Consider the following 22063-nt stretch of genomic DNA (forward strand, 5'->3'; position numbering starts at 1 on the left):
GTTTCTCGCAATCTATCATATCCGATTTATCCAATAGGTATTATTAAAACACACTTTACTTATAGGATTTAATGTGTTAAATTTTATCAATATTAAGTACATATGTCAAAGGAACGTGATGCTTTTATGATTTCTGCTACTAATCTACATAAATCCTATGGGTCAACTCATGTGTTAAAAGGAATTGATTTCACCGTACAAGAAGGTGAAGTGGTCGCCATTATTGGACCGAGCGGATCAGGAAAAACAACACTTCTCCGCAGTCTAAACAGCCTTGATATCCCAGACAAAGGAACGCTGACAGTTGGAGAAGCTACGATTCAATTTGAACAATATCGAAAAAAAGATCTTCTAAAACTCAGACAGCAATCGTCTATGGTGTTTCAGCATTATCACTTGTTTCAAAATAAACGAGCACTTGAAAACATCACAGAAGGATTGATTGTGTCTCAAAACATGTCTAAAAAAGAGGCAGAAAAAATCGGAGAGCAATTGTTAACACGAATTGGACTGCTTCATAAAAAAGATGCGTTTCCAAGTGAATTATCCGGCGGTCAACAGCAGCGGATTGGGATTGCCCGTGCGCTTGCCATGAATCCTGCGGTACTTTTGTTTGATGAACCAACGTCTGCACTAGATCCAGAAATGGTTGGAGAAATCCTTGAAATGATGAAAGATATTGCGAGCCAAGGCATGACGATGGTCATTGTGACGCATGAAATTTCGTTTGCAAAGGATGTAGCGGATACAGTGATCTTTATGGCAGATGGGGAAATCGTTGAAAAAGGCTCACCAGAAGACGTCCTGATGAAGCCTCAGCATGAACGGACGAAACAATTTTTATCAAGAATTCATCGCGGGATGTGGAAAGGATTGGAGGAAGACAGATGAAGCGCAAGACTTTATTCACCGCCGCTAGTATCCTTCTGTTTCTCCTCTCTCTCATTGGCTGCAGCAGTGTGAAAACGACAACAGATGATGGCAGACAAATTGTCAAAGTCGCACTAAGCGCAGAAGTCAATCCGCCTTTTTTAGCCACAAATGACCGCAACGAGCCGATTGGCTATAACATCGATTATTTAAATGAAGTCGAGAAACGTTTGCCACACATTCATTTTGATTATATCTTTGGCGAGGAAGAATCCAATTTAATTGGGATCGGCGCTGGGAAATTTGAAATGGCGGCTAATTGGTTTTTTAGTAATCCTGAACGTGAAAAACGTTTTCTTTATCCTAAGGTGCCATACGGCTATTCGATGACAGGTTTAATTGTGAATGAATCAGAGCAAGATATTCAATCTCTAGACGATATGACATCAAAAAAACTCGCTCCCGTCAGTCCTAGCGGCGGCCTTCGTTCCATATTAAATCAATATAATGAAGAAAATGATCGGAAAATTCCGCTCACGACCATTGAAAGTCCTTCAAACGAACTCAATTTAAAACGAGTCGAAAGTGGACGGTCCGATGCGGCTTTTATGAATATTTCAACCTTTGATACGATACAAAAACATCTTCACCTGAAAGTCAAAGTGGGCGGCATTGTCTCAAAGGAACCTATTTATCTTGTCTTACAGCCTAGTCAAAAGAAACTAGCATCAGAATTGGACCGAGTGACACAAGAGATGATAGAAGACGGAACATTACCTGACCTTGCGAAGAAATGGTTTGGCGTTGATTTCTTTCAAGATATTGACTATATATCAGAGCAAGGCTATCAATATGAAGAAAGGAAGGAAGCGCCATGACGTTTACAGCTGGAGATTGGCTGAGAATCTTTTTACAAGTGGTTGATCGTCTGCCACTCACATTTCTTATGATTGTGGTGTCATTGTTTTTTGCCATCATCATCGGATTGCTGTTTGCTTGCATTCGAATCAAACAAATTCCAGTGCTGAAACAATTGGCGGTCATTTATTTGTCATTTACACGAAGTACACCGCTCATTGTTCAGTTATTTCTGATTTATTTTGGCCTGCCTCAGATTTTACTCATGGCCGGAATTCAAATCAATCATTGGGATCGTGTGTTATTTGTGATGATCACATTCTCGTTACATACGGGCGCTTATTTATCTGAAGTCTTTCGCAGTGCATATTCCTCTGTTGGGAAAGATCAGCTTGAAGCAGCTTACATTGTTGGGATGACAGATACGCAGGCATTAATGAGGATCATTATTCCGCAAGCCTTTCTCATTGCACTTCCGAACCTTGGAAATTACACCATTGATCTCGTGAAAGATACCGCCATTGCATTTACAATCGGACTCATTGATATGATGGGACAGGTCAAAATCATCCTAGGCAATAACTACGGGATAGGGATGTTTGAAGTGTACGTCATCATTGCAATTGTGTATTGGCTGATTTGCATCAGTATTGAACTGATCACGATGCTACTTGAAAGAAAATTTGTGAAAGGCCGCACCAGCCTGTCACGCTAAGGAGGCGATGTGATGCAAACCATTGATATATCATTTGCCATTGACCAAATACCACATATTCTAAAGGGCGTTCCCTTCACCTTATTGATTGCACTAGTATCTATGGCTGTGAGCCTTTTGATTGGATCTGTTTTTGCTTTCATTCGCCTCTTTCGTATCCCTGTGCTCCGCCAGCTTGTCACGCTCTATGTCTCATTTTTTAGAGGAACACCTCTCATTGTTCAGTTGTTTGCTTTCTTTTATGGCATTCCATTTGTTCTGACCAAAATGAATAGCACTTTTGGGTTGACCTTTCACCCGGATATGGTCTCCCCGCTTACCGTTGCCCTTATCACCTTCAGCCTGCATTCAGCCGCACATTTAACAGAAGTGGTCCGCAGCGCACTTCTTGCAGTAGACAGAGGGCAGCTTGAAGCGGCGAAAATCGTTGGCATGACCACCAGACAGGCGATGATTCGCATTATTTTACCGCAAGCGTTTGTGGTTGCCCTGCCAAACCTAGGGAATCAGCTCATTCAGCTGTTAAAAGCCACATCCATTTCGTTTACAATTGGTGTACTGGAAATCATGGGAATCTCGCGCATCATTGCAAATGATGGCTACAAGTTTTTAGAAACGTATCTGGTCTCTGCTTTGATCTATTGGATGCTTAGTATTTTCTTTGAACTCGCTTTTGCTTTGTTAGAGAAACGAGTCAGCGTGTACGGAAAATCTCTTGGACGTTAAAAAAAAGAGAATGGCAGATGCCATTCTCTTTTTCGTCCTACTTATTCAGCACTGACTAAAATTTTCACTTGATCTTTTTCATTGATTAATGCATGGAAGCCATCTTCGATCACATCGTCCAGCTTGATTTTCTTCGTGACGAGTGTGTCTGCAGAGAAATAGCCTTTTCTCATTAAGTTTAATACAGATGGGAAAACATCTCTGTAGCCGATGATTCCTTTGACTGTACGTTCTTTAATGACAATGTCATTCGGCATAATTTCTGCGCCTTTTTCCCAAATGCTTACAATGACTGTTTCACCTGAAATTCTAGTTGATTGGATTGCTTGCTTCAATACAACAGGTACACCTGTCACTTCAAAAGAAACATCGACTCCACCATTTGTACGGCGTGCGATTTCTTGAACAACATCTTCATACTGAGAAGGATCTACAATGATCGCTCCAAGTTCTTTTGCTTTTTCTTGGCGCTCTTTTGATAATTCCACTGCATAAATGTCAGTAGCACCAGCTGCTTTTAATGCTTCAATGACAAGTAAACCAATTGGTCCACAGCCAAACACAGCTGCTGTATCCCCAGCTTGTACTTTACTAGAACGAACGGCATATAAAGCAACTGCAGAAGGTTCAACAAGTGCACCTTGCTCATATGAAATTTCGTCTGGTAACAAATGAAGTAATTCTTCATCGACAGATACATATTCAGAGAATCCTCCACCGCCACCAGCAAGTCCTAAGAAGCCCATGTTTTCATCTAAGTTGTAAGCACCTTGGTGCCCGTGAGTTGCAAAAATAGGTTCAACAACCACTCGATCGCCTACTTTGTAATTACTCACGCCTTCTCCAACTTCTACAACTTCACCAGAGAACTCGTGTCCCAGTGTAATGGGTGCTTTTTCTTTTGTAAGTGGATGAGGTTCATTCACAGGAATGAAGATCGGCCCGCCTAAATATTCATGTAAATCACTACCACAAATGCCGCACCATTTTACTTTCAGTTTCACTTTTCCTGGAGCAACTGTTGGTTCGTCAATTTCCTCTAGTCGAATGTCCTTTTGATCGTGCCAGCGTAGTGCTTTCATTTGTAAGACTCCTTTTCTCATCAATTTAATTAACTTACTTAAATAATGATAACATAATTTTTTTAATTTTCTAAGTAAGATGCACTATTTTTTTGACAGTCAATGGACGAAAAATGACAAAACATAGCAACAGACAAATAAGAAGCATACATATGCAGCCGATTATGACAGAAGTACGTATCGATAACACATGCGCCAATGCGCCGCATATTCCTGTCATCATCATCGTCAGAACAGCTTCACATAACGCATAAAAACTTGCCACTCTCCCCATAACCTCTACCGGGATATTCGTTTGATAAAAAGTCATAAAACCGGTGTTTGCAAATGCTAAAAAGAAAGCTAGAACAAAAAAGCCAGCTGCTGCGACAGTCAATGTGCTTGAAAAAGCATAGATCAAGTATCCAAAAGCCACAAACAAACTTCCCGCACCAAGCATCACTGAAATAGGCAGCCTTTCGACAATGACCGTATTGAGACATGCCCCTGTGATAATCCCTGCTCCAGCTACACTGACAAGAAACCCATATTCGGTATTGGTCAACATCAGCACTTCCTTTGCAAAAGCTGCTTCAAGCGAGTCAATGGCAGTCGGCAGCACCGTGATGGCGGCACTAAATAATAAATACACGGCCATCACTTGACGGGATGTGAGACTGAAATGAAAGACAAGTTTTGCATCTTCCTTTAATACCGAGAGAGAAAAGCCTTTTTGTGCCCCGGCTGCTTTTGACAAAATCGGTAAACACATCGTCAAAACAGCAGATATCAAAAGGCAGATTGCATTTACATAAATTGAAAGGACTGGTGTACCAATGAGAAAAAGCAGCCCTGCTACGGCGGGTCCGAGTAAAAATCCACCAGACTGAAGCAAAGATCGAATGGCATTAAACCGTTTTCGTTTATCCGCCGGGATTAGTGCTGTCATATACACCATCGAAGCTGGATGAAACATGGCTTGTGCCATATGAATGAGAAATAGCATCACATATACGATCAATAAGTGGCCAGAAAATAAGGCAAAGGGTAAACAAGCAATCAGAACGGCCCGGCATAAATCTAGACTGATCATGACATTCCGCTGATTCAGTCTATCTACTAAACTACCAGACCAGCTATTTGTTAAAAGAGCCGAGACAGGTCTTAACATATAGACGGCTGTTACAGCAAGAACGGAGCCCGTTTCCTGAAAAATCAGCAGGTGGAGAGCAATCATATAAATCCATTCTCCTATGTTCGCAATACCAATCGCTCCAAGTAACATGCTCATATCCCGCCAATGTTTTTTCATCGTAGTGTCCTCCTTTTTGTCATCAAAAAAAATCCCGCCCCCAAGACATTTCTGTCTTGAGGACGGGATTGACTCCGCGTTGCCACCTCAGTTCATTCACCTGTTACCAGATGAACCTTAGCAGGTTATCGCTAACCCTTCTCTATAACGGGAGAATGCCGCTGCATCACCATCACAATGAATCCGGTGCAGAGCTAAGAGGCTTGGTTCTGTAACGCTTCCCAGCTCCTTCTCAGCTTCACGGAGTTCTCTGTGTGAGGCAGCCATTACATACTCTTCTCTATTTGCGCTTTATCTTTTTTTCATCACGATCTTCAGCTGAATTGTTACATATTGTACTGCGCCTCCGTCAAGGCGTCAATGTTTTTTTTCATGTTAATCCGCATAAATCATTTTTCTAGTCATGCCGCCATCAACAACCAAATCGGTTCCTGTCACAAATTGATTGTCTTCATCTGTTAAATAAAAACAAGCTTTGACAATATCCTTTGGCGTTCCTACTCGATTGGAAAGATGCTGCTGATGGTCAATTTCTCGCAAATTTTTCTCATCCTTCGTTTCAATCCACCCAGGGGAAATGCTGTTTACTGTTATATGATCCTGACTAAAGGAAACAGCCAGCGCATGAGTAAGTGCTGATATCCCGCCTTTTGATGCAGCATACGCTTCTGTATCTGGTTCTGACATGGTCGCGCGAGTGGATGAGATATTAACGATAGAACCGCCTGATTGATTCTCTTTTATATAACGTGCCGCTTCCCTTGCACATAAAAAAGCACCTCGTAGGTTTGTATGCAGCACATGATCAAACTCATCAACCGTTAGCTCATAAGGCGATTTTGTACACATAACCCCTGCATTATTGATGAGAATATCGATCGTTTGATAACGTGCCACGGCAGCCGACATGATGTCTTGAATATCTTTCTCTTGTTTCACATCCGTTTTTTTAAAAAAAGCCTCAAAGGACTCCTTTTTCAGCTGATCTTCCAAGCGCTTGCCCTTCTCTTCGTCAATATCCGCAAGCACGACACGCGCCCCTTCTTTCGCATAGCCATACGCGATCGATTCACCAATTCCATTGGCTGCGCCAGTGATAACGACTGTTTTATTGTGAAAATTCATCGTTTATCCTATCCTTTCTCTTGAGATGTTGTCGTCTATCATACCACTCATGTATACATGATACCTAGTCAAATGGGACATAGAAAAACCACCACCTAAATCATACATTAGGAGGGTGGTATATTTGTAATTCTCCATATTGACGACATAGTCGTTTGCTTCTTGTGTAAAGTCTAGGACAGTTTGTGTTTATCATTCAGTCATTCTATTCGGCTCTTTTTCTGTATGATTATATTAAAAAGCAGCCTTTAGTATATCTAAGTAGTCCGCTTTCGTAACGGCACGAACATTGCTTTTTGTAGAGTTGTTTTGTTCTGCTAGTTCAGCCATTTTTTCAAAATCTTCTACTTTTACATAAGATAATTCTTTTAGTGATGGAATACCTAAATTCTTTGTGAATGTATATATACCATCCATTAATTTTTGAATCGCCACATCATCTGCATCCGTTTTATCTGCAAAGCCCATGATGTTTGCAAGCTCTATGTGCAATGATTTGTTTTCAGCTGCATTAAATTGTATGACATAAGGTAAAAATACAGCATTTGCGATACCATGAGGCGTATCATAAAGACTGCCGAGCGCTTCGGCTAAACAATGCACGGCTGCTACATCAGCGGAACCGAAGCATAAGCCAGCGAGTAAACTGCCTTCCTGCATTTTGTATCTTGCTTCTAAATCAGATCCGTCTTCATACGCCTTCGGTAAATAGGTCACAATGGTTTTCATTGCGCTTGCCCCCATCGCCTTAGAAATAGGGTTTGTTTCTTTACATGTATAGCCTTCAATCGCATGTACCAGTGCATCAACACCTGTTGCCGCTGTTATACTTTTTGGCACCGTAGAAGTAAGAGCAGGATCCAAAATCGCAATAGTTGGTCGAAGCAAGGCATGTTTTAAGGTGATTTTTTTATGTGAAGCAGCTAACGTAATCACAGATGAACGGGTCACCTCAGAGCCAGTTCCAGCCGTGGTTGGAATACAAATTAAGGGTGATACATTTGTGTACGCTTTCTTGCCTGCTATATACTCTTCAGGATTACCGCCATTTGGACCTAATAAAGCAATGGCTTTTGCCGTATCCATTGGGCTTCCTCCACCAATCGCAATAACCGCTGATGCTTGTACTTTTCTAAAGAGCTCTGCACCCGTTAGACATTCATGATCTCTAGGGTTTGGAGATACTTGATCAAAGACGACAACGGAATAACCAGCTTCTTGCAAATAGGCTTCAATAGGCGTCACCAATCCTGCGCTTTTTACACCAGGGTCAGTTACAATCATAATTGTAGCACTAGGCAATACAATGTCCTCTACAATAGAGGCAATATCTTTAGATTTCCCCGCCCCCATGATCATTTTCGTATGACAATCATATTCAAAATTTATCATTGATTTTCTACCCCTTCATTTGTTGATTTAATCGCTTGTTTTTCTGCTCCCCACCATTCTATTCCTTTTAAACCTGGAATGGTAGAAGCGTAAAAAACAGGGTTCTTTCCTACCTTTCTTTGTCCCATGTAATCATTTAGAGCCGCAAAAGCAAATTTGCCTAAAATCGCAATGGCAACCAAGTTAACAATGGCCATAATCGCCATCGACAAGTCCGCTAACGTCCAAACGATTTGTAAGTTGGCGAGAGCACCAAACATAATCATCATTAAAACAGTGATTCGATACACGAATAGCGCGGTTACACTGTTATGAATAAAACCGATATTGGCTTCACCGTAATAGTAGCCACCTACAATGGAGCTAAATGCAAAAGTAAAGATCGCAAATGCTAAGAAAATACTAGCCCAAGAACCGAAATGCTGCGCCATTGCAGCTTGAGTAATTTCAATACCTGACAAATCACCTGCTGTTTCTACTGTTGATAGCATAATAATAAATGCTGTACAACTACAAACAACTAATGTATCAAAAAATACGCCTAATAATTGAACAAACCCTTGTTTTACTGGGTGTGAAACATGGGCAGCAGCAGCCGCATTTGGCGCACTTCCCATTCCTGCTTCATTGGAAAATAAACCGCGTTTGACACCGTTCATTATTGCAGCGCCGATTCCGCCTCCAACCATTTGCTCTAATCCAAACGCACTTTTCATAATACTTGCTAATGCTGCGGGTACATCAGCGATATTTGTCACAATCACATAAAGTGCTAAGATAATATAAAACGAGGACATGATTGGCACAATGATTTGGGTAAAGCGGGCAATTCTCTTTACACCACCAAAAATGATGAGAGCCGTAAGAATGGTTACGAATACCCCCATGCCAATTGGACTGATACCAAATGAATATCGAAAGGCATTTGTGATGGTGTTCGTTTGTACTGCATTAAAAATTAAGCCAAAACTAATAATAACAGAAAAGGCAAAGATCCTACTTGGCCATTTCAGTCCAAATTGCTTTTGTATATAATAGCCTGGCCCCCCTTTAAAACCATCACTTGTTCTCACTTTATATATTTGAGCGAGTGTGCTTTCGACAAATGCAGAAGCTCCCCCTAAAACCGCTGCAAACCACATCCAGAAAATAGCTCCAGGACCACCAACTGTGATGGCAATAGCAACACCTGCCATATTTCCAGTTCCAATCCTCGTCGCTGCTCCGATAAAGAAAGCTTGCATTGAAGAAATGTCTTGACTCCCTTTTATTTTTGGGGCTTTTTCAAAAATAGAACGGAAGATCTCTTTTAGTAAGACAATTTGCATAAACTTCATTCTCACCGTAAAGTAGATTCCAATCCCTATTAACATAACGACTAAAATATATGTCCATAAAAAGTCATTTATTGAATTGACAATCGTTTCAAACAAAGCCATCCCCCCTATAAAATCTGAACATTCTAAATAATGAAAGCGCCTACTTTTATCATAGTAAAAATGTTATGATCTATCTATAGAAGTTTTCTGATTGCATCAATCGGCTCATCCGATTTAGGAGGGATTGACGTTGGAAATAAAGCAACTGATGATGTTCCAAACAGCATCAAAAGTATTAAACTTTACAAAAACAGCACAAATACTTGGCTATGCTCAATCTAGTATCACGGCAAATATCGCTGCATTAGAAGAAGAGCTAGGAACCCCTCTATTTGAAAGGCTTGGAAAAAGGGTAATTTTAACAGAAGCTGGTATGAAGTTTCAAGATTATACGGATAAGATTTTAGGTTTAACAGGAGAAGCATTAGAGGCTGTTGGTGGGATGAGTGAGCCAAGCGGCATTTTGAGAATATGTGCATCTGAAACACAATGTACCTATCGACTTCCTCATATTTTAACGGACTTTCAAACAACGTATCCTAAAGTAGAACTGATTTTTCGTCCCGGAATAGCTGAAAAGGATGTTTTAAATCTATTACTGGAAGGACAAATTGATGTCGCCCTATTATCGATGAATCCTGTCGTATCCTCACATTTAATTGTAAAAGAATTAAAAGATGAACCGATGGCGATTGTATGCTGTCCAACAAATCCATTGAGCAAAAAACAAAAAGTATATCCTATCGATTTAGACGAGCAAAGATTGTTGTTAACCGAAGACTGCGATTATCGTTATGCCTTCGAACACTCTTTGACACAGGCAGGAGCAAAACCGAGAAGTAAACTAGAACTAGCAGATGTAGAAGCCATAAAAAAATGTGTAATGGCTGGTTTAGGAATTGCTGTACTTCCCGAAATTTCTATAAAAAGAGAAATAACAGAAGGCCATATGATTAAAATCAATTGGATGGGACCCTGTCTCACAACGAAAATCCAACTATTCTGGCATAAAAACAAATGGATGTCTCCTGCTTTGAAGGCGTTTGTTGATTTAACAGAGGATTATATACTCAGGCACGGCTAACAATTGACATGGAATGTAGCAGAACAGCTTCATCTTTTTATATGTAACAAACAAAAAACTTACAGGAAAAACCCTGTAAGTTTTTTCGATGGATCATTATTTAGAAATCATGCCATGCGGGTCAATCACAAATTTCTTCGCCACACCCGAATCAAAATCGCTATATCCTTTAGGGGCTTGATCAAGGGAAATCACGGTGGCATTAACGGCTTTGGCGATTTGTGCTCTTCCGCTTAAAATAGATTTCATCAAGCTGCGATGATATTGCATGACAGGGGTTTGGCCTGTCACAAAGGTATGGGCTTTGGCCCAGCCAAGTCCAATTCGCACTTTCAGAGATCCAACTTTTGCATCTTCATCCACAGCACCTGGATCTTCTGTGACGTAAAGTCCTGGAATTCCAAGTTTACCGCCAACTTTGGTAATATCCATAATTGTATTTAAAACGGTGGCTGGTGCTTCTCCTTGATCTCCATGACCTGAAGCTTCAAAGCCGACACAATCGACCGCACAGTCGACTTCTGGCTCTCCAAGGATATTTGTCATTTGTTCACCGATTCGATCATGTTTTCGTAAGTTAATTGTTTCGCAGCCAAAGCTTCTCGCCTGCTCCAGCCTTTGTTCATTGAGATCGCCGACGATGACAGCAGAAGCGCCAAGGAGCTGAGCGGAATGCGCTGCTGCTAGACCTACTGGCCCTGCACCAGCAATATAGACGGTAGAGCCCGGTTTTACGCCAGCCGTATAAGCACCATGAAAACCTGTCGGGAATATATCAGAAAGCATCGTCAAATCAAGTATTTTTTCCATCGCCTGATCTTTGTCCGGAAATTTGAGTAGCTGGAAATCAGCATATGGCACCATGACGTACTCCGATTGGCCGCCAACCCATCCGCCCATATCTACATATCCATAAGCTGAGCCAGGTCGATCGGGGTTTACATTTAAACACACATGGGTTTTTTGTTCCTTACACATGACGCAACGGCCACAGGCAATATTAAACGGAACTGATACGAGATCACCCTTTTGGATAAACTCTACATCTCGTCCAACTTCAACGACTTCACCAGTAATCTCATGACCAAGGACAAGTCCTTCAGGCGCAGTTGTGCGCCCTCTTACCATGTGCTGGTCGCTCCCGCAAATGTTTGTTGTCACCACTTTTAAAATGACGCCATGCTCACACTTACGTCCAATATTGGCTTTAGGTACACCAGGGCCATCCCTTAAAACCAAATCAGGGTATCCAATATCTTCAACTGCTACATTTCCTGCTCCTTTATAAACGACACCTTTGTTTCCCGACATGTTTTCATTCCTCCCTTTTTGTTTAAAAATGAAGTCTCTCCAAAGTTCTCTCTTTCTCGGGCTTTTTCCTTCTTTCAACCACACATTGACTCAAATAGTAAATGAAAAATGTCTATCCAGGAGAGAAAAATGTATTTTCCAGTCAAATAAAAAAGAAAATATTGAAAAAAAAGCTAAACATTTGAAGAACATTGTCGATATAAGGAATAAGCCAGACAGGTATCCTTAATCGACAAACAAATTCCTTATATATACTATCATTCCTTACACACCTGGCTGGCCCCTACATATGAAATGAATGCAAAAGACTCTTCTTGTGAAGTGTCTTTTTTATTGATGAATGATCAATTCCCACATGCAAAAAAGGCCCTTCTGACGAAGAGCCTTTTTTAATTGCTTGTTCATTACCTGGGAAATATTTTCATCATCATTTTAAGGCTTTGATACAGATGTATGTATCATAATGGTAAACAGAGACGTCTCTAAAGTGATACGCTGAAAAAAGACAGCTGATGTCTTCTTCACTGTACGTTGAAAGAGACTGTGAGCGTTTTTGTTCCTTCATTAGTTCCTGCTTTTGAAAAGATAAGAATACTTCTCCATCCACTTGAAGAACACGATATACCTCTTTCATAACTTGTTCGATATCTGGCAAGTAATAGATGGTCTGCACTGTGAACAATTTATTGAATGATCTGTCTTCAAAAGGTAATTGCTCAGCCTTTCCAAGTGTGATAACGGCTTTTTCCTGCTCGACAAGCCTCTTATGTTTTCTTTTCGCGTATTTTACCATATGACGCGAAGCATCGATTCCATATACTTTTCCTCGATCAAGTTTTTCTGCTACTTTAGATAATGTCATACCTCTTCCAGTACCAATTTCTAAAATCCGGTCGTTTTCTTGTATATTTAAGAGTTGAATCGTCCATTGATTGATATTATGATGATTTTTTTCCATATAGCGGGCAACCCATTTTGAGAACAAGCCCTTTGGTTCCCTCATTTGTTTTCCAATCCAGCTTTGAATCAATGTCAACACCTGCTTTGCACCAGTAAATAAAACTATTTACGAATTTTCTTACTTTTCATATCGGCTCTCGCCTAACAAAAGTTAAGACCTAGTCCTAATTCCTTTGTCTTTTATTAGACGGCACCTTTTCTGAAAATGTTTCGCACGTAATGAAAAATATTTAAACAAATAGGCATTTTCATTAATTGTGTTCAGATTGATTTCGTTTTCCGCATGAGCTGCATATTTTATGAATGTATCTTGATTAGATAAAGGTGGTGCTAGATTATGGGCTTTGGCGGTTATTCTGGAGGCTACTGCGGTGGCTACGGTGGCGGTTTTGCAGGCGGATTCGCATTGCTTGTTGTACTGTTCATTTTGTTAATCATCATCGGTGCAAGCTGGATTTGCTAATGTAAAAGGAGCAGGAAACGATGACGTTTCCTGCTCCTTTTCTTTAATACCAATAGGTTGGATAATTGTACATATAGCGTCTGAGCATTTCTTCTTGCTCTCTTTGCATTCTGTATGGATTGCCGTACCCGTGCTTTAAAGAATGCGGAATAGACGCATACCCGTGCCCCACTGACGGAAACCTCATATATGGTGACATCGACATTCATTGATCACCTCACAATCTCCTTTTACGGTTATCATATGTGCAGGTGATCAATGTGGAGCGTGTCTAAACCTGGTCCTTCTCCCTTGTATAACAATCAAGCATTGCAAGCATCATAAACATGTCAATCTCCTCCTTTTCATCTTTTTATTGTCCTTTTTAGTTCATGTACTTTAGTTGTTTCTGCTTCATTTCTTCATAAAATGTTTCGACTTGTTGTTCATAAAGAACCGTTTCAATGTCTTTGTATTTACGTTGGATCGTCAAAGTAATAAAAAATAAATGGATTGTCATATACGCTCACCTCCCTTCAGTTCGCAGCACGCGAAATAGCCCGCAGATCTTCTTTATCAGTTGACCTGCGGGCACACAAAAATGCAGATCAAAAGACAGTGTCTTCTAACCTGCGATGGATGATACGTGAAATCCTCGTTTACTTAAACAGTTTTGTAGCGTGAACCGTAAAAGGTAAAGGAAGGACACGAGCTCTTCCACAGGCTGATGACATGATGAAATTGGTTGTTGAATTGATCACAAGTAGATACGAATAACATATTCTTCAGCCTCCTTTACGTTTTTAATTACTTTGTAAGTATATCCAGCAAGCACCATTTTGTAAACCTGTTTTTAGTAAATTAGATGATTTTTGTGTGTTTGACTAAATTTCTACAGACATTCTTGTCCGATTATCCAGTGCAATTAAAAAAAGTCTCCTCATCATATGAGGAGACTTTTCGACTTAATCTTCATCAAGTTCTTGCAATTTTTTTTGAAAAAAGATCGCACGTTTCACGCAAAGAAAAGCGGCTAATAAGAAAACACAATCAACTGCCATCATCAGCATTTTTGGTGATGCTTCTAGGTGCTGATTCGGTAAAATCGTACCAATATATAAAAAGGTGCTAACAGCAAGCAAAATAAAAGCGTATTGCTTGTAATCTGTCACTAAACCATCCCACTTTTTCTTCACTTGATTCACCTTCCCGTTATCAATGTCTATTGATAGCTTACCATAGTGAGAGAAAGCGAGGGGCATGTAAATCTATCCATTCGTTAGTGCGTCGAGCCCTTGTTCAATATCATGTAATAAGTCATCAATATCCTCAATACCGACAGAAATACGGATTAAACCATCTGTGATGCCAAGCTCTTCTCTGCGCTCTTTTGGAATGGATGCATGGGTCATGCGAGCAGGAACAGAAATTAAACTTTCAACCGCCCCAAGGCTTTCTGCGATTGTAAACAATTTCAATTGGCTTAAAAACACGTCGACATTTTCTTCTTTTCCAATATCAAAAGAAATCATACCGCCAAAGCCTGTTGCTTGAGTTTTTGCAAGCTCATGACCTGGGTGAGCGCTTAAACCTGGGTAATAGACACGTGTAATCGCAGGATGCTGTTCTAAAAACTCAGCGATTTTCTGCGCGTTTTGTTGATGTGCTTCCATTCTTAGTCCGAGCGTTTTCATCCCTCGCATTAGAAGCCACGCATCTTGCGGTCCAAGAATACCGCCTGTAGAGTTTTGAACAAAGTGCAGTTCTTCACCAAGCTCTTCAGTAGCTGTCACGACAAGTCCGCCCACCACATCACTATGGCCGCCTAAATATTTTGTGGCACTGTGCAAGACAATGTCAGCCCCATATGAAATCGGCTTTTGAAAATATGGGGTAAAAAACGTATTATCGACAATCATCAAGATGCCAGCTTCTTTTGTGATCCGGCTTATGGCTTGTAGATCGGTCATTTTCAGCAATGGATTGGTTGGTGATTCAATATAGACGGCTTTTGTTTCTGGTAAAATTGCTTTTTTCACCGCTTCAGGATCACTTGTGTCTACAAATGTGGCTTTAATGCCAATCCGGTTGAGCACCTTTGTCATCACACGATAGGTTCCGCCGTACACGTCGTCAGTCAGTACGATATGATCTCCGCTGTTAAACAGCATCATCACAGCTGTAATTGCAGCCATCCCTGAACCGAATGCATAGCCGTTTGCCCCGCCTTCAAGATCACGAATGACTGTTTCCAGTGCTGTTCTTGTTGGATTCGCAGTTCTGGAATATTCATATCCAGTGTGCTCGCCTGCTTTAGGCTGCTTATAGGTGCTGACTTGATAAATAGGAACAGACACGGCTCCTGTTTTTTCATCACCAGTGATTCCACTATGAATCATCATTGTTTTTGGCTTCATTTTATTTTCCTCCCTCATAAATACCTTTACTTAGATAACGCTCACTGCTATCAGGAAAAATGGTGACGATCACTGTCCCAGGTGATGCCTTTTTCGCTTCCTCTAAAGCGGCAAATAGAGCGGCACCAGACGAGCTTCCGATCAGAACACCTTCCTTTTCAGCTGCTTCTTTCACCATTCGGAAAGCATCATCGTCACTGACGGTATAAATCTCGTCAAATAAAGTCGATTCCATATAATCTGGAATAAATTCAAGGCCAATTCCTTCCGTTCTATGCGGCCCCGGCTTTCCGCCATTTAAAATAGATCCTTCTGGTTCCACGATCACTGTTTTTAGCGCTTCTTTTTGCTCTTTTAAATAGGCAGCACATCCTTGAAATGTTCCGCCAGAACCCGCTCCTGCTACAAACACGTCTATGTTCCCCTGGAGGTCAGACCATATTTCTGGCCCGAGCGTTTTATAGTAAGTCAATGGATTTACTTGGTTTTTAAATTGTAAGACACAATAAGCATTGTCAAGGCTTGCCTCTAGTTCAAGGGCTCGATCAATCGCACCCTTCATCCCATCTTTTCTTGGTGTATGAATAATTTCTGCACCAAGCGCTTTCATGAGCTGTTGTTTCTCTTGACTAAAATGTTCTGGTACACAGAAGATCGGATGCAATTGATGTTTTCTTGCACTTAGCGCAAGCCCGATACCTGTGTTTCCTGCAGTTGCTTCAATAATGGTGCCGCCTGGGCGCAGTTTGCCCGATGCTAGCGCTTCTTTAATCAGCATATCACCTAAGCGATCCTTAATACTTCCGCCTGGGTTCATCATTTCAAGTTTTGCATAAACGTCAACACCTGCCGGCACACCCATCCCTGACAGTTTTAAAAGCGGTGTGTGGCCAATTAATTCCGTAATATCATGTATGACAGCCATATAAATCCCTTCCTTTGTATGGAAAAGAAGGGGGAAACCCCTTCTTTTATTGTGTTTGCTTTATCATACGCAGGACAAGGTCTGTTGAGTGAATCGCTGCTTGCTCTAGAAATTGATCAAAAGAGATATTGGATTCTTTCCCAGCAATATCTGACAACGCTCGAACGACCACAAATGGCGTTTCAAATAGATGGCAAACTTGCGCAACTGCAGCTGCCTCCATTTCCACTGCATACAGCTCTGGAAATTTCTCTCTTACAAACGCGACACGACCAGGATCATTCATAAATGAATCTCCTGTTGCAATCGTTCCTTTTGCCACTTGAATATGATCGATTTCTGAAGCAGATTCCTCTGCCAGCTTCACAAGCTTTTCATCTGCGAGAAAAGCAGCTGGTAATCCTGGCACTTGTCCATATTCGTAATCAAAGATCGTCACGTCCACATCATGATGTCTAACATCAGTAGAGATGACAATATCACCTACATTTAATGAGTGATGGAAACCGCCAGCTGATCCTGTATTGATCACATAATCTGGCTGAAAGCGGTCAAGCAGAAGTGTTGTGCTGACCGCTGCATTTACTTTTCCAATCCCTGATTTTAATAAAATCACTTCTTTATCTTCATAAACACCTGTTGTAAATTCACACCCAGCGATGTTTTCTTGTGTGGCATTCTTTAGTTGGTCTCTTAAAATCGTCACTTCTTCTTCCATTGCACCTATCACTGCGATTTTCAAATCAAAAACATCCTTTCATTCCCTTTTCTTCGCTTCTACGATCCACACAAAATCATTCATTTGATGAAAAGATGTGCTAAAACCTTCTTCTTCAAAGATTTGCTTTAACACACCTATGGATGGATAATATTCCGTTTCTAAATCCTCTGCAAGCTGATCGAATCCAGCGGCTTTCGCTTTGTTCGTTTCAGCTTGATGTGCTGCTTGATTTTGAAACATTGTATCAGCAAAGACTATTTTACCACCTGAGGGAAGGATGTTGCCATAGGTGTGAATGGCTTGTTTTTTTTCGTCGTCCGTTAAATGATGGAAAGCATATGAACTGACGATCGTGTCTGGCTCAAAAGGTGGAGATGGAAACGATAAAAAATCCCCGTCATGAAATACATTTGGTATTCCTTTTTGAAGAGCCGCTTTCTTCATGGCCTCTGAAGGTTCAACGCCAAACACTTTCTTATCTGCTTGAAGCAGTGCCGCTGTTAGGTTTCCTGTCCCGCTTCCAAACTCAATGACATGTTGACCTGCACGGCGAGTAATCTCTTTTAGAATGGCCGGATACCGGCGAAACACTTCTTTATACTGCTCGTCATGACCACTTACAGTGTCATCATAAGATTCAGCCCAATGATCAAATAAAGAAAGAAACTCACGTCCCATTTTTCTTTCCCTCCACTTTATCTATTTATTCCTATCCGTATAGTATGCTTTATTCCGTCGAACAGTTCTTATCCTACCACATCTTCTGATTCTTTCCTACTAAAAAATACTGGGTGGGGTAGAAAAATATTTGCCCTTTTGAATGTGAGAGATTATGATGAATCTAGAGCATGGAGGGATGAATGAAATGGATTTTCAACTGGATTTTTTAAAGGACAAAATTGAATTTTTTGAAGCAACGTCTTTAAAAGAACTTGAACAAAAGATCCAAAAACAAATTGAACATAATCAGGCGATCTTGCTGACTGTTCATTCTGTGAGTCATCAAACAACTGTCATTGATGATAAGATTTTGTATACAGCGGTTGTTCATTTTAAAGCGAATATCTAATGTCTAATAAAAAAGATCAGCGTGTAGTCAGTCAGGTCTGTGCGCCGGTGCTAGTCCTTCCTAGACTGCAAAGGTTTTCTATCACGCTGAAAAGAAGAAAAAGGCTAAAATGAAGTTCATTTTAGCCTTTTTGCATGCATCTTTTTTATTTTATTTTAATTTTTCAACCTTCACAGGTTTCCAGCCTTTTTCGTCCACCCACGTAATTTCTACACGGTAGCGTTCACCTGTTGATTTATCACGGATGGTTCCTTTTGCATCTTGAGGTCCTCCGTTATTTCCTAACCAAATAACAGTCATTTGATCTTCTGAGATTCCTGTCGCATAGGACATGGCTTTGATCATTTCTTTCCAGTCTTTTGAGTTAGCATCATAGGTTGCTGTATGTGATCCCGATTGCTCTGTTCCTACAGGCTCCCAGTTATCGTTTTCATATGTTTTGTCTACGTCACTTGTTTTACCGCCATCTGTTTCTGTGGCGTCTTTTAACGCATCTTTGTTTGGCTCTTCTTCTTCATCTGTTTTCTTTGTATCGTCTTTTTTGTCAGATGAATCGTCTTTTTTTGCATCCGCATCATCGGATGTATCTTTCTTTTGATCTTTCACATCTTCTTCTGAGTTTTGTTTATTTTCACTCGATGCAGGTGCTGTTTTTGATGGTTCGTCTGCTACATTTGTATCTTTCGGTTTATTAAAAATTAACAAACTCGATGCGACAACCAAAATAAGCACCACAACGATACCAATTAATATGTTAAGCACCATATTAGCCTTTCTGCGCTTATCACGATGTTCAAATCGAGAATTTCTACTCAAAATCTCTGCACTCCTTTGCCTCTGTTCCCTAAGTCGTTACTATTCTAACATGACATGAAGGGATGTTCTATGTCTGTTTCTTTTCAATTTCATTGACCTTTTTTACAATATCATAAAACGCTTCATTTGTCTTAGCCCGGCCACTTGCCTCATCAAGGTGAACAACGACGAGAGCGTATTTTGGTTTTTCTGCCGGAAAGTATCCGGCAAACCACTTGTGATAAAGTGGATTCCCCTGTTTATCTTTGCTACCGGTTTGGGCAGTGCCTGATTTCCCTGCTATATGGAACGGCAGGTCTTGAAATCTTCTTCCTGTTCCGTTGTCAGAGGTCACCACCTGCCTTAAGTACTTTTGCAAGGTTTGAGCTGTATAGCGGTCAATACTGTCACCATCAGGTCGTTTGTTTTGAAAGGATAGCATCGTTGTTCCGTTTTGATACATCACTTTATCTGCAATCCTCACTTCTTTTCGTTCTCCGCCCCTTGCAATCGTTGCCATCATATTGGCGATTTGCAAGGGAGTTGTTGTGACATTTTTTTGACCAATTGCCGTTTGCGCAATGGCTTTTTTGACATGCTTGTCTCTTTTATCTCCCCACACATTGCCTGTTTCTTCACGATCAAACTGTTTGAATTGCCTCTTATGGTATACATCCCCTTCCCAGCCTGCTCGATCCACAAGCCCAAGCTTTGAAGCTGTCTTTTCAATGATTTGATCATCTGTTTGGATGAGCTGCTCAGCGAGTGTCGCAAATGTATAATTACAGCTTTGCGCAAAGCTTTCAGACAGATTCAGTACTTCCTGCTTTCCTTCTGGCTCTCCATATAAATTCTTTCGACAATCATACATCGTTTGTGGCTGGTTCAAATTTTTTTCAATCGTTGCGGCAAGCACGACCGTTTTAAATACAGAACCGGGAGCCATTGCGGTCAGCATGTAATTTCTTGCCTCATGCCGGTTTTTGCTGGTCACATTTGGAACACTCGCCATCGCCAGCACACTGCTATTTTGAATGTCGAGCAGAACCGCTCCGCCTTTTTCAACCCCTTGCGCTTTGAGAACATTCTCCATTTCCCTCTGCATGTCTTCGTCCATAGTTGTCTGCACTTGCAGCGGATAAAACGAATGAGCTTCTGCTGTATATTTGACGTCCATCCCAAACAAAGGGTTTCCCCTTCCGTCCACATGATATAACAATTTTGTGTCTTGCTCTGGTAATAGAAATTCGTCAAATGTACTTTCCAAACCGAATGTACCGATCTCAGTGCGGATTGAAAGTTCTTTTTTGTCCGGATAACGCTTTCTCAAGAGTTCTGGATTCTCACTTGTGAAGCCTAATGTGTGGAGGGCAAGTCTTTTTTTGTCCTTCTCTTTCATATATACGCCGTAAACACCTGAATATTTCATATCATTGATGTCTTTCAGCTTTTTTTTCGTCATATCATCTTTTAAAATGAGTGGTTTCTTCGTTTCTGTCAGCTGGCTTTTCAGTTCATCTTCTTTCATCTCAAGTATAGAAGCGGTTTGCTTTAAGTGAGGGAGGTCATATTGCAGGAAAGGAAATATGATGACCGCAGGCTCTTCTTTTGTGAGAAGTGCCTCGCCGTTTCGATCTAAAAATTCGCCGCGTCCGTCTGAAATGACTACTTCTTCTGTCCGCTGCCTGACACTTTCTTGGATCAAATTAATATCAAGTTTTGAAAAAGATTCTGTGAAAAACAACTGAATTTCCGCTAGTCTAAACAGAAGACCGAGCAATAATATAAAAATAATGGCACCTGTCCATTGGATTCTTCTTGTTTTCAGCATAAAAACACCTCGTCCCTATTGTGGACGAGGTGTTCATCGTATAAACGTAATTATGAAATTTTTACAATTTGGACGAACATTTCTCCGCCAGGTGTTTGAACCGTGACTTTGTCGTCTACTTGTTTGCCTAAAAGACTTTTTGCAATTGGTGAATCGTTTGAAATTTTGCCTTCAAACGGATCAGCTTCTGCACTTCCTACAATCGTATAAGACTCTTCTTCACCGTCCGGTAATTCAACGAATGTCACCGTTTTACCGAGTGAAACAATATTTGAGTTACCTTCATCTTCAATAATTTTGGCATTACGAATCATATTATCAAGCGTTGTAATACGACCTTCTACAAACGCTTGCTCTTCTTTAGCAGAATCATATTCCGAGTTTTCAGAGAGGTCTCCAAAACTTCTAGCGATTTTAATACGCTCTACAACTTCTTTACGTTTAACCGTTTTCAAATATTCAAGCTCTTCTTCTAATTTGCGCTTTCCTTCTTCTGTCATTGGAAATACTTTCTCTTGTGCCATGAATCATTCACTCCTTCTATTAATCCTCATCATACAAGCTTTCTGCATGTGAGTGACGACTGAAATATACAAGAATGAGGACATATTCCGGCCCTCATTCCTTCTGTCCCATATTCGTAAAAGTCCATCTTACATGGCGTCCCTTTTAGATGCAACTATTATGCCTTTTTATTAGGCAGGAACAGCAGCGGTCTCATGATGATGTATTATCTTCATCGCACAAACTGTGGAAAGGCACAGGAAGCTCCTGTACCTCGTTCGGCCATTTCGATCATATGTAGAAGAATAGCTTATCCATTCTCCATCTTCCAATACATAATATGGTCAGTGTACGATATGTCTATGCTATATTATTACAAAATTGCATTTTGATCAAGAATTGTTTGAAAATTTGTGATGATTTGTTTGTCATTTTTTTAATATACTTTTACAAAGCAGGAATAACTGAAACTTTCAGCATCCCATCGTGATTTTCCTGTTTTCATTTCGCAGCATTGTTTTCCTATCATATCAAATCTTTTATTCAGGGGGCTGCTTCTTACAATG

The 22063-nt window shown here is 40.6% G+C and carries 23 protein-coding genes and 1 pseudogene; 7 read left to right on the plus strand and 17 right to left on the minus strand.

The genetic code is table 11. The features are described 5' to 3' along the window. Positions 1 to 102 precede the first annotated feature (102 nt). Genes MHI41_RS12130 through MHI41_RS12145 form a run of 4 tightly spaced genes read left to right on the plus strand, consistent with a single transcriptional unit; the run spans position 103 to position 3169 of the window. Positions 103 to 891, plus strand: a complete 789-nt coding sequence (locus MHI41_RS12130) for an amino acid ABC transporter ATP-binding protein (protein WP_083495524.1) — start codon at positions 103 to 105, stop codon at positions 889 to 891. Beyond that, positions 888 to 1748 carry an amino acid ABC transporter substrate-binding protein gene (locus MHI41_RS12135; protein WP_142155560.1) on the plus strand — a complete coding sequence of 287 codons (861 nt, stop codon included), beginning with the start codon at positions 888 to 890 and terminating at the stop codon, positions 1746 to 1748. The genes MHI41_RS12130 and MHI41_RS12135 overlap by 4 nt, the downstream gene beginning before the upstream one ends. Next, complete coding sequence (locus MHI41_RS12140) at positions 1745 to 2443, plus strand: amino acid ABC transporter permease (RefSeq protein ID WP_282833828.1); 699 nt, start codon at positions 1745 to 1747, stop codon at positions 2441 to 2443. The genes MHI41_RS12135 and MHI41_RS12140 overlap by 4 nt, the downstream gene beginning before the upstream one ends. Positions 2444 to 2455: 12 nt before the next feature. Continuing rightward, a complete protein-coding gene (locus MHI41_RS12145) occupies positions 2456 to 3169 on the plus strand; it encodes an amino acid ABC transporter permease (protein WP_342494216.1) in 714 nt (237 codons plus the stop codon). Between the two features lie 41 nt (positions 3170 to 3210). Here the strand turns inward: MHI41_RS12145 and MHI41_RS12150 are convergent, their stop codons facing one another. The 5 genes from MHI41_RS12150 to MHI41_RS12170 form a co-directional block, all read right to left on the minus strand. Beyond that, a complete protein-coding gene (locus tag MHI41_RS12150; RefSeq protein WP_017358082.1) occupies positions 3211 to 4251 on the minus strand; it encodes a 2,3-butanediol dehydrogenase in 1041 nt (346 codons plus the stop codon). A gap of 70 nt (positions 4252 to 4321) precedes the next feature. Further along, positions 4322 to 5542 (minus strand): MFS transporter, encoded by a 1221-nt coding sequence (locus MHI41_RS12155; protein WP_282833826.1) that lies wholly within the window; start codon positions 5540 to 5542, stop codon positions 4322 to 4324. A gap of 375 nt (positions 5543 to 5917) precedes the next feature. Next, positions 5918 to 6667 (minus strand): glucose 1-dehydrogenase, encoded by a 750-nt coding sequence (locus tag MHI41_RS12160; protein ID WP_017367675.1) that lies wholly within the window; start codon positions 6665 to 6667, stop codon positions 5918 to 5920. Positions 6668 to 6901: 234 nt separating this feature from the next. Next, on the minus strand, positions 6902 to 8059 hold the full coding sequence (locus MHI41_RS12165; RefSeq protein WP_282833825.1) for an iron-containing alcohol dehydrogenase: 1158 nt from the start codon (positions 8057 to 8059) through the stop codon (positions 6902 to 6904). Beyond that, entirely contained in the window at positions 8056 to 9498 is a 1443-nt protein-coding gene (locus MHI41_RS12170) for an alanine/glycine:cation symporter family protein (RefSeq protein ID WP_187424760.1), read from the minus strand. The genes MHI41_RS12165 and MHI41_RS12170 overlap by 4 nt, the downstream gene beginning before the upstream one ends. 130 nt (positions 9499 to 9628) lie before the next feature. On the opposite strand from MHI41_RS12170, the gene MHI41_RS12175 reads away from it, so the two are divergent. Beyond that, positions 9629 to 10522: a LysR family transcriptional regulator gene (locus MHI41_RS12175; protein ID WP_057079274.1), complete on the plus strand. Its 894-nt coding sequence runs from the start codon at positions 9629 to 9631 to the stop codon at positions 10520 to 10522. A 96-nt stretch (positions 10523 to 10618) separates the two neighbouring features. Here MHI41_RS12175 and fdhA read toward each other — a convergent pair whose 3' ends face one another. Then, complete coding sequence (gene fdhA / locus MHI41_RS12180; RefSeq protein WP_342494217.1) at positions 10619 to 11833, minus strand: formaldehyde dehydrogenase, glutathione-independent; 1215 nt, start codon at positions 11831 to 11833, stop codon at positions 10619 to 10621. A 427-nt stretch (positions 11834 to 12260) separates the two neighbouring features. After that, positions 12261 to 12863, minus strand: a complete 603-nt coding sequence (locus MHI41_RS12185) for a methyltransferase domain-containing protein (RefSeq protein WP_017367683.1) — start codon at positions 12861 to 12863, stop codon at positions 12261 to 12263. 318 nt (positions 12864 to 13181) lie between these two features. On the opposite strand from MHI41_RS12185, the pseudogene MHI41_RS12190 reads away from it, so the two are divergent. Next, a pseudogene (locus MHI41_RS12190) lies at positions 13182 to 13256 on the plus strand (YjcZ family sporulation protein); the annotation flags it as partial. Positions 13257 to 13299: 43 nt separating this feature from the next. On the opposite strand, the gene MHI41_RS12195 reads toward MHI41_RS12190, so the two are convergent. The 7 genes from MHI41_RS12195 to MHI41_RS12225 all read right to left on the minus strand — a co-directional run bounded on the left by MHI41_RS12195 (position 13300) and on the right by MHI41_RS12225 (position 17976). Continuing rightward, positions 13300 to 13455 carry a hypothetical protein gene (locus MHI41_RS12195; protein WP_223255651.1) on the minus strand — a complete coding sequence of 52 codons (156 nt, stop codon included), beginning with the start codon at positions 13453 to 13455 and terminating at the stop codon, positions 13300 to 13302. A gap of 165 nt (positions 13456 to 13620) precedes the next feature. Next, positions 13621 to 13755 carry a YrzI family small protein gene (locus tag MHI41_RS12200; RefSeq protein WP_008342648.1) on the minus strand — a complete coding sequence of 45 codons (135 nt, stop codon included), beginning with the start codon at positions 13753 to 13755 and terminating at the stop codon, positions 13621 to 13623. Positions 13756 to 14200: 445 nt separating this feature from the next. After that, positions 14201 to 14431, minus strand: coding sequence for a YrhC family protein (locus MHI41_RS12205; protein ID WP_035391005.1), 231 nt, complete (start codon positions 14429 to 14431; stop codon positions 14201 to 14203). A 72-nt stretch (positions 14432 to 14503) separates the two neighbouring features. Continuing rightward, positions 14504 to 15652 carry a bifunctional cystathionine gamma-lyase/homocysteine desulfhydrase gene (locus MHI41_RS12210; protein WP_338705656.1) on the minus strand — a complete coding sequence of 383 codons (1149 nt, stop codon included), beginning with the start codon at positions 15650 to 15652 and terminating at the stop codon, positions 14504 to 14506. A 1-nt stretch (position 15653) separates the two neighbouring features. Continuing rightward, on the minus strand, positions 15654 to 16577 hold the full coding sequence (locus MHI41_RS12215) for a cysteine synthase family protein (protein ID WP_007501427.1): 924 nt from the start codon (positions 16575 to 16577) through the stop codon (positions 15654 to 15656). A 46-nt stretch (positions 16578 to 16623) separates the two neighbouring features. Next, complete coding sequence (mtnN, locus tag MHI41_RS12220) at positions 16624 to 17319, minus strand: 5'-methylthioadenosine/S-adenosylhomocysteine nucleosidase (protein ID WP_317327678.1); 696 nt, start codon at positions 17317 to 17319, stop codon at positions 16624 to 16626. Positions 17320 to 17334: 15 nt separating this feature from the next. After that, on the minus strand, positions 17335 to 17976 hold the full coding sequence (locus tag MHI41_RS12225) for a class I SAM-dependent methyltransferase (protein WP_135226663.1): 642 nt from the start codon (positions 17974 to 17976) through the stop codon (positions 17335 to 17337). Positions 17977 to 18163: 187 nt separating this feature from the next. Between MHI41_RS12225 and MHI41_RS12230 the strand changes: the two genes are divergently transcribed. Next, entirely contained in the window at positions 18164 to 18367 is a 204-nt protein-coding gene (locus MHI41_RS12230) for a YrzA family protein (protein WP_052320851.1), read from the plus strand. Between the two features lie 150 nt (positions 18368 to 18517). Here MHI41_RS12230 and MHI41_RS12235 read toward each other — a convergent pair whose 3' ends face one another. The 3 genes from MHI41_RS12235 to greA all read right to left on the minus strand — a co-directional run bounded on the left by MHI41_RS12235 (position 18518) and on the right by greA (position 21517). Beyond that, positions 18518 to 19183: a YrrS family protein gene (locus tag MHI41_RS12235; protein ID WP_144625302.1), complete on the minus strand. Its 666-nt coding sequence runs from the start codon at positions 19181 to 19183 to the stop codon at positions 18518 to 18520. 67 nt (positions 19184 to 19250) lie between these two features. Next, on the minus strand, positions 19251 to 20993 hold the full coding sequence (locus MHI41_RS12240) for a penicillin-binding protein 2 (protein WP_342494218.1): 1743 nt from the start codon (positions 20991 to 20993) through the stop codon (positions 19251 to 19253). Positions 20994 to 21043: 50 nt separating this feature from the next. After that, a complete protein-coding gene (gene greA / locus MHI41_RS12245) occupies positions 21044 to 21517 on the minus strand; it encodes a transcription elongation factor GreA (protein ID WP_007501433.1) in 474 nt (157 codons plus the stop codon). Positions 21518 to 22063 lie beyond the last annotated feature (546 nt).

This window comes from Bacillus sp. FSL M7-0307, assembly GCF_038627835.1.
Lineage (GTDB): Bacteria > Bacillota > Bacilli > Bacillales > Bacillaceae > Bacillus > Bacillus altitudinis.

What these genes read in the sequence shown, in the direction of transcription:
- MHI41_RS12130 (WP_083495524.1), top strand. Translation starts at nt 103, where the DNA reads ATGTCAAAGGAACGTGATGCTTTTATGATTTCTGCTACTAATCTACAT.
- MHI41_RS12135 (WP_142155560.1), top strand. Translation starts at nt 888, where the DNA reads ATGAAGCGCAAGACTTTATTCACCGCCGCTAGTATCCTTCTGTTTCTC.
- MHI41_RS12140 (WP_282833828.1), top strand. Translation starts at nt 1,745, where the DNA reads ATGACGTTTACAGCTGGAGATTGGCTGAGAATCTTTTTACAAGTGGTT.
- MHI41_RS12145 (WP_342494216.1), top strand. Translation starts at nt 2,456, where the DNA reads ATGCAAACCATTGATATATCATTTGCCATTGACCAAATACCACATATT.
- MHI41_RS12150 (WP_017358082.1), bottom strand. Translation starts at nt 4,251, where the DNA reads ATGAAAGCACTACGCTGGCACGATCAAAAGGACATTCGACTAGAGGAA.
- MHI41_RS12155 (WP_282833826.1), bottom strand. Translation starts at nt 5,542, where the DNA reads ATGAAAAAACATTGGCGGGATATGAGCATGTTACTTGGAGCGATTGGT.
- MHI41_RS12160 (WP_017367675.1), bottom strand. Translation starts at nt 6,667, where the DNA reads ATGAATTTTCACAATAAAACAGTCGTTATCACTGGCGCAGCCAATGGA.
- MHI41_RS12165 (WP_282833825.1), bottom strand. Translation starts at nt 8,059, where the DNA reads ATGATAAATTTTGAATATGATTGTCATACGAAAATGATCATGGGGGCG.
- MHI41_RS12170 (WP_187424760.1), bottom strand. Translation starts at nt 9,498, where the DNA reads ATGGCTTTGTTTGAAACGATTGTCAATTCAATAAATGACTTTTTATGG.
- fdhA (WP_342494217.1), bottom strand. Translation starts at nt 11,833, where the DNA reads ATGTCGGGAAACAAAGGTGTCGTTTATAAAGGAGCAGGAAATGTAGCA.
- MHI41_RS12195 (WP_223255651.1), bottom strand. Translation starts at nt 13,455, where the DNA reads ATGTCACCATATATGAGGTTTCCGTCAGTGGGGCACGGGTATGCGTCT.
- MHI41_RS12200 (WP_008342648.1), bottom strand. Translation starts at nt 13,755, where the DNA reads ATGACAATCCATTTATTTTTTATTACTTTGACGATCCAACGTAAATAC.
- MHI41_RS12210 (WP_338705656.1), bottom strand. Translation starts at nt 15,652, where the DNA reads ATGAAGCCAAAAACAATGATGATTCATAGTGGAATCACTGGTGATGAA.
- MHI41_RS12215 (WP_007501427.1), bottom strand. Translation starts at nt 16,577, where the DNA reads ATGGCTGTCATACATGATATTACGGAATTAATTGGCCACACACCGCTT.
- MHI41_RS12225 (WP_135226663.1), bottom strand. Translation starts at nt 17,976, where the DNA reads ATGGGACGTGAGTTTCTTTCTTTATTTGATCATTGGGCTGAATCTTAT.
- MHI41_RS12230 (WP_052320851.1), top strand. Translation starts at nt 18,164, where the DNA reads ATGGATTTTCAACTGGATTTTTTAAAGGACAAAATTGAATTTTTTGAA.
- MHI41_RS12240 (WP_342494218.1), bottom strand. Translation starts at nt 20,993, where the DNA reads ATGCTGAAAACAAGAAGAATCCAATGGACAGGTGCCATTATTTTTATA.
- greA (WP_007501433.1), bottom strand. Translation starts at nt 21,517, where the DNA reads ATGGCACAAGAGAAAGTATTTCCAATGACAGAAGAAGGAAAGCGCAAA.